The organism is Flavisolibacter tropicus (assembly GCF_001644645.1).
Taxonomy (GTDB): domain Bacteria; phylum Bacteroidota; class Bacteroidia; order Chitinophagales; family Chitinophagaceae; genus Flavisolibacter; species Flavisolibacter tropicus.
In genome coordinates this window covers 2,361,105-2,377,511 of sequence record NZ_CP011390.1, presented here as the reverse complement: position 1 = coordinate 2,377,511, position 16,407 = coordinate 2,361,105, and the positions used below count along the sequence as shown (strand labels likewise).

Annotated in this window: 15 protein-coding genes; 13 read left to right on the top strand and 2 right to left on the bottom strand. The window is 41.6% G+C overall.

Going from position 1 to position 16,407, the window contains the following annotated elements; translation table 11 throughout:
- Positions 1-413 precede the first annotated feature (413 nt).
- From SY85_RS09925 to SY85_RS09890, 8 genes are all read left to right on the top strand, one after another.
- Positions 414-3,287 carry a beta strand repeat-containing protein gene (locus SY85_RS09925; RefSeq protein WP_148661152.1) on the top strand — a complete coding sequence of 958 codons (2,874 nt, stop codon included), beginning with the start codon at positions 414-416 and terminating at the stop codon, positions 3,285-3,287.
- Positions 3,288-3,544: 257 nt separating this feature from the next.
- A complete protein-coding gene (locus tag SY85_RS09920; RefSeq protein WP_066404055.1) occupies positions 3,545-5,428 on the top strand; it encodes a sensor histidine kinase in 1,884 nt (627 codons plus the stop codon).
- A 183-nt stretch (positions 5,429-5,611) separates the two neighbouring features.
- Positions 5,612-6,481, top strand: coding sequence for an STAS domain-containing protein (locus SY85_RS09915; RefSeq protein WP_066404053.1), 870 nt, complete (start codon positions 5,612-5,614; stop codon positions 6,479-6,481).
- Positions 6,482-6,485: 4 nt separating this feature from the next.
- A complete protein-coding gene (locus tag SY85_RS09910; RefSeq protein ID WP_066404051.1) occupies positions 6,486-6,887 on the top strand; it encodes an STAS domain-containing protein in 402 nt (133 codons plus the stop codon).
- Positions 6,868-7,281 (top strand): anti-sigma regulatory factor, encoded by a 414-nt coding sequence (locus tag SY85_RS09905; RefSeq protein WP_066404050.1) that lies wholly within the window; start codon positions 6,868-6,870, stop codon positions 7,279-7,281. The genes SY85_RS09910 and SY85_RS09905 overlap by 20 nt, the downstream gene beginning before the upstream one ends.
- Positions 7,274-8,293, top strand: a complete 1,020-nt coding sequence (locus SY85_RS09900; RefSeq protein WP_066404048.1) for an ATP-binding protein — start codon at positions 7,274-7,276, stop codon at positions 8,291-8,293. The genes SY85_RS09905 and SY85_RS09900 overlap by 8 nt, the downstream gene beginning before the upstream one ends.
- Before the next feature lies 1 nt (position 8,294).
- Positions 8,295-9,917 (top strand): sensor histidine kinase, encoded by a 1,623-nt coding sequence (locus SY85_RS09895; protein WP_066404046.1) that lies wholly within the window; start codon positions 8,295-8,297, stop codon positions 9,915-9,917.
- Positions 9,917-10,342, top strand: a complete 426-nt coding sequence (locus SY85_RS09890; protein ID WP_066404041.1) for a response regulator — start codon at positions 9,917-9,919, stop codon at positions 10,340-10,342. Before SY85_RS09895 ends, SY85_RS09890 begins: the two co-directional genes overlap by 1 nt.
- Positions 10,343-10,359: 17 nt before the next feature.
- Here the strand turns inward: SY85_RS09890 and SY85_RS09885 are convergent, their stop codons facing one another.
- Positions 10,360-10,758, bottom strand: coding sequence for a hypothetical protein (locus SY85_RS09885; RefSeq protein ID WP_066404040.1), 399 nt, complete (start codon positions 10,756-10,758; stop codon positions 10,360-10,362).
- A 184-nt stretch (positions 10,759-10,942) separates the two neighbouring features.
- On the opposite strand from SY85_RS09885, the gene SY85_RS09880 reads away from it, so the two are divergent.
- The 3 genes from SY85_RS09880 to SY85_RS09870 all read left to right on the top strand — a co-directional run bounded on the left by SY85_RS09880 (position 10,943) and on the right by SY85_RS09870 (position 14,407).
- On the top strand, positions 10,943-12,067 hold the full coding sequence (locus SY85_RS09880; protein WP_066404039.1) for a DUF6544 family protein: 1,125 nt from the start codon (positions 10,943-10,945) through the stop codon (positions 12,065-12,067).
- Positions 12,068-12,179: 112 nt separating this feature from the next.
- Positions 12,180-13,718 (top strand): L,D-transpeptidase family protein, encoded by a 1,539-nt coding sequence (locus SY85_RS09875; protein WP_066404037.1) that lies wholly within the window; start codon positions 12,180-12,182, stop codon positions 13,716-13,718.
- A gap of 47 nt (positions 13,719-13,765) precedes the next feature.
- Positions 13,766-14,407, top strand: a complete 642-nt coding sequence (locus tag SY85_RS09870; protein ID WP_148661151.1) for a hypothetical protein — start codon at positions 13,766-13,768, stop codon at positions 14,405-14,407.
- A gap of 204 nt (positions 14,408-14,611) precedes the next feature.
- Here the strand turns inward: SY85_RS09870 and SY85_RS09865 are convergent, their stop codons facing one another.
- The gene (locus SY85_RS09865) at positions 14,612-15,379 is read right to left on the bottom strand and encodes a hypothetical protein (RefSeq protein ID WP_148661150.1); all 768 of its coding nucleotides are present in this window, start codon (positions 15,377-15,379) and stop codon (positions 14,612-14,614) included.
- 156 nt (positions 15,380-15,535) lie between these two features.
- Between SY85_RS09865 and SY85_RS09860 the strand changes: the two genes are divergently transcribed.
- Both SY85_RS09860 and SY85_RS25430 read left to right on the top strand, forming a co-directional pair.
- The gene (locus SY85_RS09860) at positions 15,536-15,835 is read left to right on the top strand and encodes a GNAT family N-acetyltransferase (protein ID WP_066404031.1); all 300 of its coding nucleotides are present in this window, start codon (positions 15,536-15,538) and stop codon (positions 15,833-15,835) included.
- A 16-nt stretch (positions 15,836-15,851) separates the two neighbouring features.
- Entirely contained in the window at positions 15,852-16,151 is a 300-nt protein-coding gene (locus tag SY85_RS25430; protein WP_148661149.1) for a hypothetical protein, read from the top strand.
- The last annotated feature ends 256 nt before the right edge of the window (positions 16,152-16,407 follow it).

The following is a 16,407-nucleotide window of genomic DNA, read 5'->3' as shown; positions in this document are numbered from 1 at the left end:
GGGGCCATTAGAGGAAGGGTTTGCTTTCACATTCAAAGTCAGTTCAAACATCAAATGCAATAGTAAGCTGGCAGGTGCCTAAGCTCACTAATCCTTCCTTAAATTCCATGCATCCGCGGTTGACTACTACTTAAAGAATAGGCTGATAATACTATTACTTAGGGTGATGGCTGTCTATAACTATATGATTTTAAGCAAAATGGGGTAGTATAACAGGCATTGCTAATTGATTATACATATTTGTAATATGTATAATCTTATACCTATTGCGGCATAAAGCCTTATGGGTTATGTATGGAAAAACTCTTATTGACCGTCAAAATACCCGGGTTGACCGAATACATCCTAAGTCCGCCTTTTCTGCTTCTACTTTCACATTGTCTTTCGGTTATACGAAAGATTTAATCCCCCTTATGAATAGATTTTTACTCAGAAGACTAAACGTTGTTCTACTAGCTCTGTGGACTGTGTTGGGTTTTAATTCTTTACAGGCGCAAACTTCTGCCGCCAGTACTACGGCTGGAACGGTAGGTACCGCTAACAATCCCGGTAGTTCGGGAAGCTGGGCTTCGGTTACCAATGTGCAAACAGAAAACAATGTTTATGCTACTGCTTTAATTACCGGCTCCAATAAGTCCTCGAATTACCTGGATGCAACTAACTGGGGGTTCCAGTCGACAAATGCAGCGGCTGCTAATTATATTCCTTCAAATGCTACTATTAACGGGATACAAGTGTCGATCAAGCGTAGAAAAACACTTACTGGTAATGTCCGTGATTCTAAGGTGATCTTATTAAAAAGTTCGGGAGAAGTAGGTGTTAGTCGTGCTTCTACTGTGTCTTGGCCTACCACCAGCGCTTTTGCTGCTTATGGAAATGAAATTGATTTGTGGGGAGCGTCTTTCACGGCTGCAGATTTGACTAACAGCGGCTTTGGGGTGCGTATTGCTGCACGTAATAAGGGAAAGAAGGATGCACAGGCGGAAATTGATTATATAAAAATAACCGTATTCTTTAACCAGACTATTTATTATTCAAAAAACACTGGTAACCTGGAAACGCTTGCTACCTGGGGTACGGTTAGCGATGGCACAGGTACGGCACCGCTCAACTTCACTAGGGATGGGCAATTGTTCATTCTTACCAATCGGGCGACAGCTACGCTAACTGGCAATCTGACCATAAGTGGGCTGAATTCTGGGTTTGTTATTGGAAATGGTGCTGTTGCTACCCCCACCACACTTACCATACCTTCGAACTATGTTTTAACGGCAAGCGTAAACCTGAAGGACAACTCTTCTCTAACCATTACGAATACGACAGCTCCTGTCTTAACATCTATTGGTGCTAATACTACTGTAACGTATAATGCATCGGCCGACCAAACGATTGCTGATGCTGCTTATTATAATCTATCGCTCAGTGGTAGTGGTAAAAAGCTATTTACTACCAATTCAGCTGTTGCAACAACTATTGATAATATCTTATCAATTACTGGTGGTGTAACGGCCGATAACCGGGGAAATAATGTTATAGTAGGAGGAAGTATTGCCAATAGTGGCTATGCCAGCGGTACGGGTTCATATACCTACTCAATTACAGATGCTAATGGTACCTTATCGGGTAATGGAATCTATGATAACCTGGAAGTTGATGCAAGTTCATCTAGCAACTCTACCTACAGTGTTACACTATCTAATTCAACAACAGTAAAAAGTACACTGTATTTAAATAGCGGTTCCATTTCAAATAGTACCAACCTGACCATGAATGCAGGTAGCTTTATAAAAGTAGAAGATGGAACATTAGCCAATGCCCTTTCCAGTACCGGGTATGATGTAACTTACCTTCCTTCCAGCAATACAACTATTACTGCGGGTGGTGAACTAGCGGGTACGGTCAAAAACCTTGATGTGCAAGTAGGCAGTGGCGCTACATTGACCCTGAATAGAAATGTGTCTATGACCGGTAATCTTGCTATTAGCAGCGGTACACTGGATGTAAGCAATAGCAACTACAACCTAACTGTGGGTGGCAATTTGACCAATAACGGTACACTGAACCTGCGTAGCAATACTGTAACACTTAATGGAAACGGAGTACAGACCATTGATGGTAGTAGTGCGCAAACTTTTAATAGTTTGACTGTAAACAATGCAACGGGTGGTAGTGTACAGTTGAATAAACCTGTGACCGTCAACAATACTTTGACACTGACCAACGGGATTGTAACAACATCTTCTACCAATACCCTTACAACAGCTGCTAACGCTACTATAAGTGGTGGTAACAGTGCCAGCTATATCAACGGTCCATTAAAAATGACGGTAAATAGCATCAATTCTACCAAAACATTTCCTGTTGGAAAGAACGGTGCTTATCGTCCACTTAGTTTATCTATTGAGCAAAATGCTACTACCTCAACGGTGTATACAGCTGAAGCGATAGCAGGCGCGCCAACCACACGCACTTATACTACAGGTATTCAAAATGTATCTTCTGTACGCTATTATACAATTGGTTCTAGTAATGCGGCCACTTTGAGTAGCGCTACTATTAACTTAAGCTATAATACAGATGATCAAGTGTTGAATCCATCTGTGCTACGTGTAGCTAAAAGCAATGGTACACAGTGGGCTAACCTTGGCGGAAGTGGTTCTGCAGCCAATAACGGTACGATCTCTTCAACCTCTTTTACTTCATTAGGTGATTTTGTGCTGGCCAATATCAATAGTATTGTCCTGCCTTTAACCTGGTTAGGCTTTGATGCAACTAAGAAAGTAAATGCTATTGAATTGAACTGGCAAACGGCTCAAGAGGTGAATACCGCAGCGTTTGTCATAGAAAAAAGTGCAGATGGCGTTAGCTGGAGTCGTATTGGTACACTGGCCAGTAAGAATATTGCCGGAACGAATACTTATACATTCACTGATGCTTTCCCTGCTGCTGTTAACTATTATCGCATTAAGCAAGTAGATATTGATGGACAGTTTGCCTATTCAAAAACCATCCGCATTGTGTACTCTACCACTTCAACTGATATAGTGGTTTATCCAACCATTATCAGAAATGGCACCATCAATTGTGTAATAAAAGACCAAGAGGTATTAAAGAGTGGTCAGATCTCGGTAGCAGTATATGATCTGTCGGGTAAGTTGGTGTATGCTAATAAAATGAAGCCATTGCCATTAATAACCTTTACCTGCAGCAATTTAGCAGCAGGTCAGTATACCGTATTAATAGGAAATGAAAATAATTATCAGCAAGCAAAAGTGCTGGTACAGTAGTGTGTGTTGATCTTGATTAATAAGAAAGGCCGGGGTAATTACTCTGGCCTTTCTTGTTTTTAATGCCTGCTGTTATATGTAGTAAATGGGCTATGGCTTTGGATTAAATAATTGTAAGTGCTTATACGTAACGCTAAAAGCTTTAAGGCTTTAAATAAAAAAGCGGAAAACGTATTGTCTATTTTTGTTCATTGTTTCCGGCTTACGCCTTCTCCCTTCCAGCGCAGTCAAAAGAGCAAACCGTATCCTTTTTAACAATGAATCAAAAAGTGCGACTTGATGGTGAACATGATCTGAAAGTTGTTCCTTTTAATGGAACTGCTGCAGCATGTGAACAAACGAATGCCTTTGATCCATTGGAGGTATTAAACAGTGTACCAGATGCCTTTCTTGTCTTGAACGAATCCTATGAAGTGCTTTATGCCAATGTAAAGGCGCGTACACTTTTTCAAGTACCTACTGCTTTGCAAGCTCCTCAACGTCTAATTGATTTTTTACCGGTTGAACGAATTGATCAAGTGCTGACCTATATAGATAAGGGGTTTGGTGGGCAGAGTAGTTGTTATGAAATTGATTACAGTCAGCTTGGTATTGATTGTTGGTTGCAGGTTATTTACATGCCGGTATACAACCAGGCAGGTGAGGTTGTAAATGTAACGATGACCATCAAGGACATCACAGAGCGCAAACGAACAGAGTTGTTTAAAGAGCAGATGCAAGCCTATCAAAACAGGCGTTTCCTGGGGCGAGAGCTTTTTGAGCAGTTTATGGAGAACGCCCCTTTTGTGGCATGGGTAACGGATGAAAAAGGGATCATGCATTACATGAACCCGATTTACCGAACGTCGTATGGTTTCTCTGCCAGCGATACAGGGAAGTCAATCTATGAACTATTCCCTTCACAGTTAGCTGTGGATTATCATATAAACAATCTGCAGGTAATAAATAAAGGAGAGGCTATTGAAGCCACTGAGAATGCAAAAACGGCTGATGGTATCACCCAGCGGATGAAGATCTATAAGTTCCCCATTCACTTTAATGGAGTAGTAATGGTGGGTGGCTGGGCTATTGATATTACCGAACAGCAAAAGATGCAGGAAGCGCTCACCCTGAGCGTAGAGCGTTATCATTATGCCAATGAGGCTACTTCCGATGCCATTTATGATTGGGATGTGGTTAGTGGGAAAATATATAGTGGTGAAGGTTTTAATGTCTTGTTTGGTTATGCTGAGAAATCGGTGTCGATACGGTTTAGATTGTCTATTATACACCCGGATGATTTGGAAGGCTATAAGCGTGTTGTGTTTAACGCATTGCGTGGCAATACAACAAACCACTGGCAGTTGGAATACCGTATCAGGGATGTGCAGGGTAAGTATCATCATGTAATGGACAAGGCCTTCATTATAAATAGTGAAAAGAGGGCCATACGCGTTATTGGAGCCTTGCAGGATGTGACAGAGCAAAAGGAGCTGCAAGTGAAATTGTTGCAGCAAGAGCGTAAAAGCCGGCGTGATGTGATCCGCTCCATTATTGAAACCCAGGAAAAGGAGCGTCGTCAATTATCTGTAGAACTGCATGACAACATCAACCAAATGCTGGCATCTTGCAAATTGATGTTGGAGGTAGCGCAGGATAACCAGGAAGCAGCGCCTGCTCTGACAAAGAAAAGCTATGAAGGCTTGCAAACCGTCATTACAGAAATACGCAAACTCAGTCATCGCTTAAACCCGTCGGCTATTGAAGATATTGGCTTGGATGAAGCGGTGCGCGAAATGGTAGAAAAGATCAATTTATCCAAGAAGGTTATCATTGCCTATTCCTGCGAAAGGCAAGAGCAGGAAGCGCAATTGCAGGGCAAGGATAAAGTGGCCATTTACCGTATCCTTCAAGAACAATTGAGTAATATTCTCAAGCATGCGCAGGCCGAATATGTACAAATTCAACTGCGGTTTGATTTGCCTAAAGTATATATAACCATTCAAGACGATGGTGTTGGCTTCAATCCACACTTAGCAAAAAAAGGGTTGGGTTTGCGAAGCATACAGAATCGTATAGAGTACTACTTTGGTGGGCTCGATATTGAATCAGCCCCTGGTAAGGGTTGTCTGTTAATGGCGTGGATCAATGTCGACATCTGACCAATTGATCAATTGCAATCTTCGCTTTCTAATTGCAGAATGTACTCTCTCTCTCTCTGACCATTTAATCCATTCTGTTACAACGTACTTGTGTTTAGGATTTGTTCATAGATTTACTATAAATGATTTCCTTTAATTAAACAATTGCCTACATTTACCCAATTATAGCCTAAACCATACACAATGAAATCGGATGTATCTAAGCTCCTGCAAAAAAGGAAAACTTCCATTCTGGAAACTTGGATGAAAAACCAACTCAGTGATGAAGGTCTCCGCGATGACCTTATGAGTAATGAAGACCTCAGACTACAGTCGGAAGAACTCCTCACTAGTTTACTAGATAATTTAAGCGAACAAAACATTAATAATGGTCAGTCGGACGACTTTGAACCGGTAGTTGAAATTCTCTCTGGTATTTCAATTATCCGGGCTCGTCAAGGCTACTCGCCTCGTGAAACGGGTGTATTTGTTTTCAGTTTGCGCGATGCGCTGATCCAGGCATTGCATGACACTAAGTTGGAACCATTGGAGCTTTATGAAACCACGGTTAAGCTAAACCGGTTGTTTGATAGTTTTGGCGTTACTACTTTTGAAACCTTTATTAAGGGTAGAGAAGAGGTGATCCTGCGCCAGACCGATGAGATCTCAGAAATATCTACTCCTGTCATTCGTGTATGGGATGGTATTGTGGCCCTTCCTATAATTGGGACTTTGGATAGTGCCCGTACACAGATTGTAATGGAAAATCTGTTACAGGAAATTGTAGACACCAGCAGTAGTATTGCCATTTTGGATATTTCGGGCGTACCGGCTGTTGATTCACTGGTAGCGCAACACCTGTTGAAAACAGTAAGTGCTACACGCCTGATGGGCGCAGAGTGTATCATCAGTGGTATTCGTCCAGAGATTGCACAAACGGTTGTACACTTAGGTATAGATCTTTCTAACATCGTTACCAAAGCCAGTTTGGCACATGCGTTAAAGCATGCGTTTAGCTTGTTGCAACTGGAAGTAAAGAAGAAAAACATTCAAAAAGAAAAAGCCAGCGTATAAGCAAATGGATAGAATTCCTATTCTGAGGATGGGTAATTTTCTGTTGGTTACCATCCAGGTAGATCTTTACGACAGGCTGGCACTCAACCTGGAAACTGACCTGGTGCAAATGGTGAGTAAAACAGGTGCACGTGGTGTATTAATCGATATTTCTGCCTTGTCAATTGTTGACTCCTTTATGGGAAGGATCATTGGCAATATTGGAAGTATGTCAAAGATTATGGACGCAGAAACTGTTGTAGTAGGTATGCAACCAGCGGTGGCTATTACTCTTATAGAGTTAGGTCTGGAGTTAAAAGGTGTACATACCGCATTAAATGTTGAAAAAGGCATGGAGCTTCTAGTTAAGAGAATTGGGGCAGATGAACCAGTAAACGAAGAAGACGATGCTGATAGTACTGAATAAGGACCGAATGCCCATTGAAAAGGAGCAGGATGTAGTTCCTTTTCGCAACCGGGTAAAGGAATATGCCGTAAAGATCGGTATGGGGCTCGTTAATCAAACAAAGCTGATTACAGCTGCCAGCGAACTGGTACGAAACATGCTAAAATATGCCGATGGCGGTCTCACGATAATAGAAGTGGTCAGTAAGGGCAGGGAAAATGGCATACGACTTACATTTCAAGATAAAGGGCCAGGTATAGCAGACATAAAGCTGGCAATGAAAGATGGCTTCTCCACAGGTAAAAGCCTGGGGTTAGGATTGCCCGGCACCAAGCGACTGGTAAGTGAATTTGATATTCAAAGCACCGTGGGAACAGGAACTACCGTCACTATAATTAAGTGGAAAAATGGATAATGAGCAGCTTCTCTTTACGGTGGCCGATCGAAGTTATTTTGCTTTATTGAAGAAAGATATCCATGCACTTGCTATTAAAATGGGATTCAATAGCGAGCGAGCCGGTAAGGTAGATATTGTAGTGGCCGAACTGGTTTCAAACCTTGTAAAACATGCCAATGGTGGGCATTTGCTAGTGAAGCAGATCAAGGATAATCTAGGGGGCGAAGGAATTGAGCTGGTGAGTATGGACAATGGTGGGGGCATTCATGATCTGAAACGCATGCTGCAGGATGGCATATCAACCACAAATACATTAGGTCATGGCTTAGGATCTATTCAACGGTTATCCGATAAATGCGAAATATATACCCAGAAGGACTGGGGAACTGTTATTCTTTCCCGTCTATATAAAGATGCGGTAATTAATCCAATAAAGCCGGCAAGTAAAGTTGAGATTAGTACAGTTGTAATTCCAAAGCCAGGAGAAGAAGTATGTGGTGACGGTGTATACTATAAGCTGACAAAGGATAAACTAAAGCTGTTTGTAGGAGATGGGCTGGGGCATGGCCCTAATGCTGCAAAAGCTATCAATGATGCCAGCCATGTGTTTAAAAATAGCGTAGAAGACAGTCCAGTTGATGTTATCCGTGAAATACATCAATCGGTGCGTAAAACGCGAGGCCTTGTGGCTTCAGTGGCCATTTTTAATTTTAAAGAAAAAGTGTGGCGAATCTGCGGCGTAGGTAATATAGCTGTTAAGGTCCAAAGCTTTTTAAACTCCAAAAACTATGTATCTCATAATGGGATAATTGGTCACAATATCCCTAATACCATGAAAGACCAGTTGGTCCCATACGAACCCAATCAAACACTGCTTTTCTGCAGTGATGGCATTAAAACCCGGTGGGAGCTCTATAAATATCCAGGTATCCTTAAAAATGATTTATCTGTTTTAACAGCAGCTCTATATAAGGATCATACAAGAAATACGGATGATGCTTCTGTAGTGGCGGTAAAAATTAATTTATAAGATGATTGAACTGGCAAAGGTCACATTGCAAAACGAAATGGACCTCATTCTGGCCCACAAGCGTTCCATGAAGCTGGCTGAGTTGGTAGGGCTAAGCCTTTCTGCGCAAACCACATTTGCAACAGCGGTTTCGGAAGTATCCAGAAGCGCAATTGAGAATGGTAAAAACAGTTGTCTGATTCTAAGTGTCTCCAAGCCCATTCGAAATGAGAAATATATAGTTGCCGCTATAAAAGACACGCAGGCCGCTCTTGCAAAAAACGAAGGCTTTGAATATGCTAAAAGACTGGTCAATAAGTTTTTAGTTTCCAGTACTGATAATGAATCAACCATTGAGTTGTATTTCTTAATACCCGCTTCGCATAAGATTGGATACAAACAGATTGAGGAGTGGAAAGAGTTGTTTGTTGAAGAACCTCCTGTATCTCCTTACGAAGAAATAAAGCGGAAGAATGAGCAATTGCAACTGTTGGCAGCCAAGCTACAGGAAAGTGAAAATCAATACCGCACATTGACCAATGCGCTGCCGCTGATCATTTTTTCTATTGATGAACAAGGTAAAATCTTATATGCCAACGAAGGACTTTCCCAATTTACCGGTCAATCGATAGAAGATCTAAATCAAACCCAATGGCGTAGTGTCATTCATCCAGTGGATTATGATCCGTTTGCGGTTTTGATGAATGATAAGATCATGTCTGGCGCCACAAATATCAAGCTGCAATGCCGGCTAAAAAATAATGAGACGGGCGAGTATCTCTGGCACATGGTATCTATATCGCCATTGACAAATGACAAAGGGGCTGTATTGTATTGGATTGGATTTATGGTGGATATCAATGCACAAAAAGTATTTGAGCAGACACTAAAAGACAATAAAGAATTAAAAGAAGTAAAATCCAAGTTAGAGGAAAATATCCAGGAACTAAATCGCAGCAACCGGGAACTGCAACAGTTTGCTTATGTGGCTTCACATGATCTACAGGAGCCGATTCGAAAAGTTATTTACTATAGCGATTACTTGTTGGTTAAATATGAAAAGAACCTGGATAAGAAAGGAAGCGAGTATTTGCGCCATATGATCAGTGCGTCGCACCGAATGCGTAACCTTATAAAAGATCTATTATCTTTTTCACAGGTTGACCAGAAGCAATACCGTTTTGAAACGTTGGATTTGAGTAAGGTGGCGCAAGAAGCGTTACAAGATCTGGAACTGGTGATCAAAGAAAAGCTGGCCACGATAAATATCAGTGAACTGCCCCCGATTGAAGCCGATCATTTATTGATGCGACAGCTATTTGAAAACCTTATTTCCAACGCGTTGAAGTATAATAAAGAAGGCGAACCACCCGTTATAGAGATTTCTCATGAAAACGATGGTAAGACCCTTACCCTGTTTTTTAATGACCAGGGAATTGGTTTTAATGAGAAATATTTGGATAGAATGTTTAACTTGTTTCAGCGCCTTCATGGAAGAGATGAATACAGTGGTACCGGGCTAGGCTTGGCAATATGTCGTAAAATTACGGAAGTACATAATGGTCGAATTACGGCTAAAAGCCAGGAATCGAAAGGAGCCACATTTATTGTTCAATTACCCATAAAGCAAACAGGGGCCGTTTAATGAAAAGTATAAAAATGATACTGGTGGTTGATGACGATCCGGAAGATCGTTTTATTATTGAAGATGGATTTGCGGAAATAGGAATGGGAGATACTGTTCAATATGAAGAAAACGGTGAAAGAGCTTTAAGCTATTTACGTGCTGTTGCTGACGATGGAACACTGCCTTGCCTGATTATCCTGGATCTGAATATGCCCAAGATGAATGGAACACAAACCCTTCGTGCCATAAAAGAAGACCCTCGTCTTAGAAAAATTACAGTTCTAATCTATTCTACTTCCTTAAACCCTATCGAAAAGGAAGAATGCTTACAATTGGGCGCCCAGGAGTTTATTATAAAACCAGTTACCTATACCGAGAGCTTAAAAGTGGTTCACTATTTTAAAACACTGTGCGATGGTTTAAATAGCACAGTAGAGTCGTGAGGGTTAAGTTTATGAAATCAATCCTCGTAATAGCCTTTCTCTCTATGGGCCGTATGTAAAGAAGCCTGTCGTCCCATTTCATTTTGTTCAGCCAACGTAAGATTGTCTGTTTCTGTGGTTTCAATCCAAACACCATTAGAGTTGCGAAATACTTGAATAGGTAAAGAATACTGGTTTTGTAACTGTTCTTCAAATGCTGCTGTAGTGGTGGAGGGTTCAATACTAACGTTACCTTCCTTCATAACACCTGTAATATCAATTAAGAGTGTATCGGGTTTAATGTACTGTTGTGGTAGTGATCCTTCACCCTTTTGATGAGGGTTGGTAAAGAACTCGATCTTCAAATAAGGAAAAGCTTCATGAAAGGCTTCCTTCACTTCTGCTACTGTTTTCGTAGCTGTTAATGGCAAACGCATGAACAAAGGTTTAATACACAAAGCTGTCTTTTTGGTTTGCAGTTGTTGCTGATGCCTGGCACGAAGATGAATGACTTTCGTCAACACTATCTCTAGTTGTGAAGACAAGAATATCAGCTTTTGTCATAACTAGGGTCATTGTGGTTGCCTAGTAATTCTTCAAACTTTGTAGAAAGCGCCTGTCATGTTCCGAATTCTCTTTCTATTTATACTGGTTCTCCATGGCCTGATCCACTTAATAGGATTTGTCACTGCCTGGAGGCTTTACACGGTAAAAGATTTCAGTGAACCTGCATGGCTTACGCTTTCTGAAACGAGACTCAAAATAGTGGGCATGCTATGGTTGGTCAGCAGTATTTTATTCGTACTAACAAGCATGGTTTATGGACTTCATAAAGAGTGGTGGTGGGTGGTAGCATTTGGTGCTATAGTGCTTTCTCAGTTACTAATCTTTTTATATTGGAAAGATGCCAAAGCAGGAACTGTTATCAATATAGTGATACTGATGGTAGCAATAGTGGCGGCAGCCAATTGGCACTTTACAAATAGAGTGAATACAGAAGTAGATATTCTGTTTCAGCATGAAAGCAAAGAGGGGCAAAGAGTAGAAGAAGCCCAATTGAGCCACCTGCCTATGCCGGTGCAACGGTGGCTGAGAAGAAGTGGGATCGTTGGAAAAGAAATTATTCAAAGTGTTCGTCTAAAACAAGAAGGACTGATGCGAATGAAACCTAGCCAGAAAAACTGGATAAAGGCGCAGGCTGTTCAATATATTACTATTGATAAACCAGGCTTTGTATGGAGTGTGAAAATGGATGTGATACCCTTGCTTTCAATAAACGGACGGGATCTATATTACAATGGTCATGGCCAAATGGCGATCAAGCTTTTTTCCTTGGTCAATATTGTAAATGCTGCCGATCCAAAAATTGATCAAGGTTCTTTGCAGCGTTGGTTAGCAGAAATAGGCTGGTATCCCTCGGCAGCACTAAATCCATACATTCAATGGGACGGGATTAATGAAGCAGCTGCAAAAGCAACGGTAACTGAAGGTGGAACATCTGGTAGTGTAATCTTCTTTTTTACAAGTGATGGCGATCTGCTACGGATGGAGGCCGACCGGTATATGGGAGGCGGCAACAAAGCCACATTAGAAAAGTGGAAGGTTCAATCTAAAGCGTATGGTAGTTTTAATGGCGTACGAATTCCAGTAGAATCTGAGGCAGCCTGGCATTTAAAAGATGGTGAGTTTATTTGGTACAAATTGAAAATAAAGGATGTGGAGTTTAACAAGCCGCAGCGTTTTTGAGAAATGATCAAGGTCATGTTTCCCGCAGCTGTTAGTCATTGAAAACGACTTTGTATTGTGCCTTCTTTGTTACCGTAAATGCTGCTGCGTTACTTTAACAATTGACCTATTCATGATTTATAAAAGATCCATAATAGTTGTTTGGTTACTATTTGTTTCAGGTGTCATCCAAGGCTATTGCCAATCCCTACAACTGAAGCTGCGCGAGCTACTTTACAGCACTGCTACATTAAAAGAATGGCGCTTGGCCGATACAGCACTTCTTCAGATGTTCTATAATGGACAGAACGAAGGTTTATATTGGCAAAGGCCGGCGCCTGCCGCTGCAAAAACGGAAATACAGCAATTGATAGAAAGGAGCGCGGAATATGGGCTAATCCAAGCCGATTATCATTATGATGCACTGACTGTACAGGCCAGGCAGCAACAGCCAAAGACGGCCGTTGATTCCATAAAGGCAGATATTGTTTTTTCGGATGCGGTGTTGCATTTTTTGAGTGATCTACGTTATGGACACGTGCCTTCAGTTGATTATAATGGCCTGAAGTCCATACCTGATAAGCAAGAGCTGATACGGTTGTTGCAACAGTTGGTTGACGCCACAAATAGGAACGCTTTTTTAGATGGTCTAGAGCCCGATACCAAACAGTATAGGGCCATGAAAAATCTCCTTTGCTATTTCATGGCTACTATAAGTGCTCAAACTTTTAGTGAAGATTCCATTGTGTCAAAAAAAGTAGATGTATCAAATAAACCCTTGCTTTTTAAACTTTTTCTGCTAGGTGCATTAGATACAACCCAACGAGTGACCAATGCCGAATTAGTGGCGGCACTAAAACAGGTGCAGCGTCAAATGGACCTGCTGCCGGATGGGAAGCTGAATAGCTTTACCTTAAAAGCGCTGAATGTTTCTATTAAGGAAAGAGCAGAAGCTTTAAAGACAGCGCTGAATACTTTAAGATGGATGCACAGGTTTCAAAATGATTCACTAGCTATTGTTAATATCCCCAGCGCCAGTCTTTTTGTTTATGGAGAGAAAAACCTGGTCTATGAAACCCGTTTAGTAGTAGGCAAGAAGCAAACACCCACGCCAACTCTTACCAGTTATATTCAGGAGGTGATCTTGTATCCCTACTGGACCGTACCGTTTTCTATTGCCACTAAGGAGCTGTTGCCCAAGATTAAACAAGATAGGGGCTTTCTGGTTGCCAATAATTTTCAGGTGCTAAATAGTCAAGGGGAGGTGTTAGATCCTGGCACTATCGATTGGCAACGTTTGAGTGCTACAAACTTTCCCTATACCATTCGGCAATCCACGGGTTGTGACAACTCTTTAGGACTTATAAAGTTTAACTTCTACAACCCCTTTTCTGTCTATCTGCACGATACGCCAGCTAAAGGACTATTTGCACTGAAGAAGCGATATTTCAGTCATGGCTGTATGCGGGTAGAGGATCCGGTAGCACTGGCTGAGCTATTATTGCATGAAGAAAAAGCAACGGTAAAGAAGTTGACAGCCCAATGCCTAAAGGATCAGAAGCCTACAACCTTTAAAGTGAAAAACCCATTGCCGGTAGCGGTGTTGTATAATACGGCATGGTACGACACCAATGGAAACGTTTTATTCTATGATAATGTTTATGGGAAATAAAGATTGGTGATCATTCAATCATTCGTACTGCGAAAGAATTATGGTATATGCGAAAAATAATTAGTTTTTTTTGTGTTGTAGTTGTGTTGATACTGGTAGGATGCTCTTCCTCAAAAATCGTTAGCGCCTGGGGTACAGACGCGTACTCGCCCCTGCATCAAAAGATGGTTGTTTTTGCCATCGTGAACCCAGAAGACAGTGTACTGCGTTCGAGAATGGAACAACATATTGTTTGCGACTTGCAGGCATTAGGGTACAATGCCTATGCTGCAGCCGAAAGGTATCAACAGCGTTTTAGCGGATTAAATACCACTCAGGTGTATGAGCAACTAACGGCAGATACAGTGGATGCTGTTATAACTGTTGCATTGCTAAATAAACAAATAGAGCAAGTCTATGTTAAACAAAAGCCGCAACAGGATCCTCGCGATGATAATTTTCTAAACTACTACGAAGATTTGAATAAGCGTGTATCGGGTGAAGGATACTATACCAATGTGACCACCTATTTCTGGGAAGGAAAAATTTATGACTTAAAGGAAAAGGAGTTAGTGTATATGAGCCGGTCCGAAACCTGTAATCCTACCTCTATGGAAAATATGGGACATGAATACAGTAAACAAGTTGTCAAAAACATGGTCAAAAAAGGTGTATTAATAAAGCAGGAAGGCGTATTTAAGCCACTTTAATGAGCCGTGGATCAATGGTCGATAGCAGGCATGAAGCCTTAGGTGTTTACATCGTTTATACCTCCTTTGTTACGACGAAAGGATAATGAATTACCTGGCACACCAATCACCGTATAGAGCAGTAAGCATTAATTTTTCTTGGGGTAAAACAGAAGAGCCTCTTGACAACAAGAGACTCTTAAACAGTGTAGAAAAAGAAAGACTTTATTCTTTAGCAAGCTGTAATACTTCTTCTTTGCCATTCAGCCATCGGATGAATAAGGTATAGCTACCTCTTGGTAATCGACTCATGTCTAAAGGCAAGGAGTTAACGCCACTATTTAATACAGCATCACTACTATGCACTGCTGCTCCCCGGCTATCTAACAGCACCAGTTTTACGCGTGAGGTAGTGGGTGATCCAATACGCACTGTAGTACTGCTATATACAGGGTTTTGCGTAACACCTACATAGGCATTGGGGCTACAGGGCGATTCTAATGTGTAACTAGACACCCGCTCGCCACCCGTGCTGCTAGCGGTAATTCTATATACGGCTGAGCTGACATTTTTATTATAGGTAAAACTATACGAGGCATTGCCATATCTTGTCCGGTTGGCGGGAACAACACCTATAACTGTCCAATGTACACCATCCGCACTTTGCTCAATATCATAGCGGTCAGCATTAAATTGCTGCACAGCTGTCCAGTCTATCGTCAAGACATTATTGTTACAATTGGTATTGAGCGAAGTGAAGCGAGCCCCAGACGGGTTTCCCACAATTGCTAAATTAGATGAGCTGCTGTTTCTTAGAATAGCAGCAGAGTCAGCGCTGCCATAGTAATAGGCTAAGTCGCCGGGCATTACTTCTACGCTGCCATTCATACTCCATTTTAATGGCGTTCCAGAAGGAACTCTACCGTTAGTTCGTTGGGCCTGGACCCCAATAGAAAGCGCCCATAAACACCCCATCAGTATCATTCGTCTCATCATCTAGTGTTTATTGTTCAGCGCCGGGCGGTAGGTTAAGCAAATAGAAACCAAAGTCGTGCCGAGAAGCTTAACAAACCTTCAAACTTTTTAATGCAACGGAAAAGGTCAAGTGGGAACGAATATCTATTATCTTTAAACAGAACAAACTACAATATGGACGAAGCTGTTCAACTTAAATTAGACGATCAGGGTAATGGTGCTTTCACTATTTCTGATGGCGACAAACAGTTAGGCGAAATGGTGGTTCGCGAAAGGGACCATCTACTAACGGTTTATCATACCGAAGTAATAGCAGAAGCGGAAGGCAAGGGCTTGGCCAAAAAAATGCTGAATGCCATGGTGGATTATGCCCGTAGCCACCAGTTACAGGTATTGCCACTCTGTCCTTATGTACATGCACAGTTTAAAAGACACCCAGAAGAGTATGCTGATCTCTGGGCAGGAGATGAGTGATTTCAGAATTTGAGATTTGAAGTTTGAAATTGGGTGTCCTACAGATAGCGCCGGTGGCGTGTTTGAACCACAGCGGAAATTGTCTGAACCGGGATTTGGGGTGATTAAGGGATTAGGAGGAAGGAATAATGAACAAGGAACAAGGAATGATGAAGAAAGAAGGATGAGAATGTTCAATGCTCAATTCTCAACGATCAATGTTCAAGGCAGGAGAACTTGCTCTACAGGGGCTGATTTTGTATCTTTAGGGTCTTCTCTTTTAGGGTATCCTCAGCCCTTCTTATTATACTTTTCTATACTATTTCTTATGATTTAATAATGGTGCGTAGATAGCCTGATACGGGCCAAGGTACGGGTGAGGTAGGGTTGGGGTACGGGTAAGGTACGGGTGAGATACGGAGTAACATAGGCTTCCATACGGAGTAACTAAGTATTGGATACGGAGTAACGTAGTAGGAACAGAGGCGTAGTTATGAAGGAACAGAGGAGGAGTAGGCAAGGTAGTAGGTAGTGGCAGAGGAGGATGTCTGAACCGGGATTTGGGGAGATTAAGGGATTATGAGGATAGATTA

Bases quoted from the DNA above. Each gene is read 5' to 3' on its own strand.
- SY85_RS09900 (WP_066404048.1), top strand. From the start codon at position 7,274: ATGGATAATGAGCAGCTTCTCTTTACGGTGGCCGATCGAAGTTATTTT.
- SY85_RS09875 (WP_066404037.1), top strand. From the start codon at position 12,180: ATGATTTATAAAAGATCCATAATAGTTGTTTGGTTACTATTTGTTTCA.
- SY85_RS09895 (WP_066404046.1), top strand. From the start codon at position 8,295: ATGATTGAACTGGCAAAGGTCACATTGCAAAACGAAATGGACCTCATT.
- SY85_RS09870 (WP_148661151.1), top strand. From the start codon at position 13,766: ATGCGAAAAATAATTAGTTTTTTTTGTGTTGTAGTTGTGTTGATACTG.
- SY85_RS09915 (WP_066404053.1), top strand. From the start codon at position 5,612: ATGAAATCGGATGTATCTAAGCTCCTGCAAAAAAGGAAAACTTCCATT.
- SY85_RS09890 (WP_066404041.1), top strand. From the start codon at position 9,917: ATGAAAAGTATAAAAATGATACTGGTGGTTGATGACGATCCGGAAGAT.
- SY85_RS09910 (WP_066404051.1), top strand. From the start codon at position 6,486: ATGGATAGAATTCCTATTCTGAGGATGGGTAATTTTCTGTTGGTTACC.
- SY85_RS09860 (WP_066404031.1), top strand. From the start codon at position 15,536: ATGGACGAAGCTGTTCAACTTAAATTAGACGATCAGGGTAATGGTGCT.
- SY85_RS09865 (WP_148661150.1), bottom strand. From the start codon at position 15,379: ATGAGACGAATGATACTGATGGGGTGTTTATGGGCGCTTTCTATTGGG.
- SY85_RS09925 (WP_148661152.1), top strand. From the start codon at position 414: ATGAATAGATTTTTACTCAGAAGACTAAACGTTGTTCTACTAGCTCTG.
- SY85_RS09885 (WP_066404040.1), bottom strand. From the start codon at position 10,758: ATGCGTTTGCCATTAACAGCTACGAAAACAGTAGCAGAAGTGAAGGAA.
- SY85_RS09905 (WP_066404050.1), top strand. From the start codon at position 6,868: ATGCTGATAGTACTGAATAAGGACCGAATGCCCATTGAAAAGGAGCAG.
- SY85_RS09880 (WP_066404039.1), top strand. From the start codon at position 10,943: ATGTTCCGAATTCTCTTTCTATTTATACTGGTTCTCCATGGCCTGATC.
- SY85_RS09920 (WP_066404055.1), top strand. From the start codon at position 3,545: ATGAATCAAAAAGTGCGACTTGATGGTGAACATGATCTGAAAGTTGTT.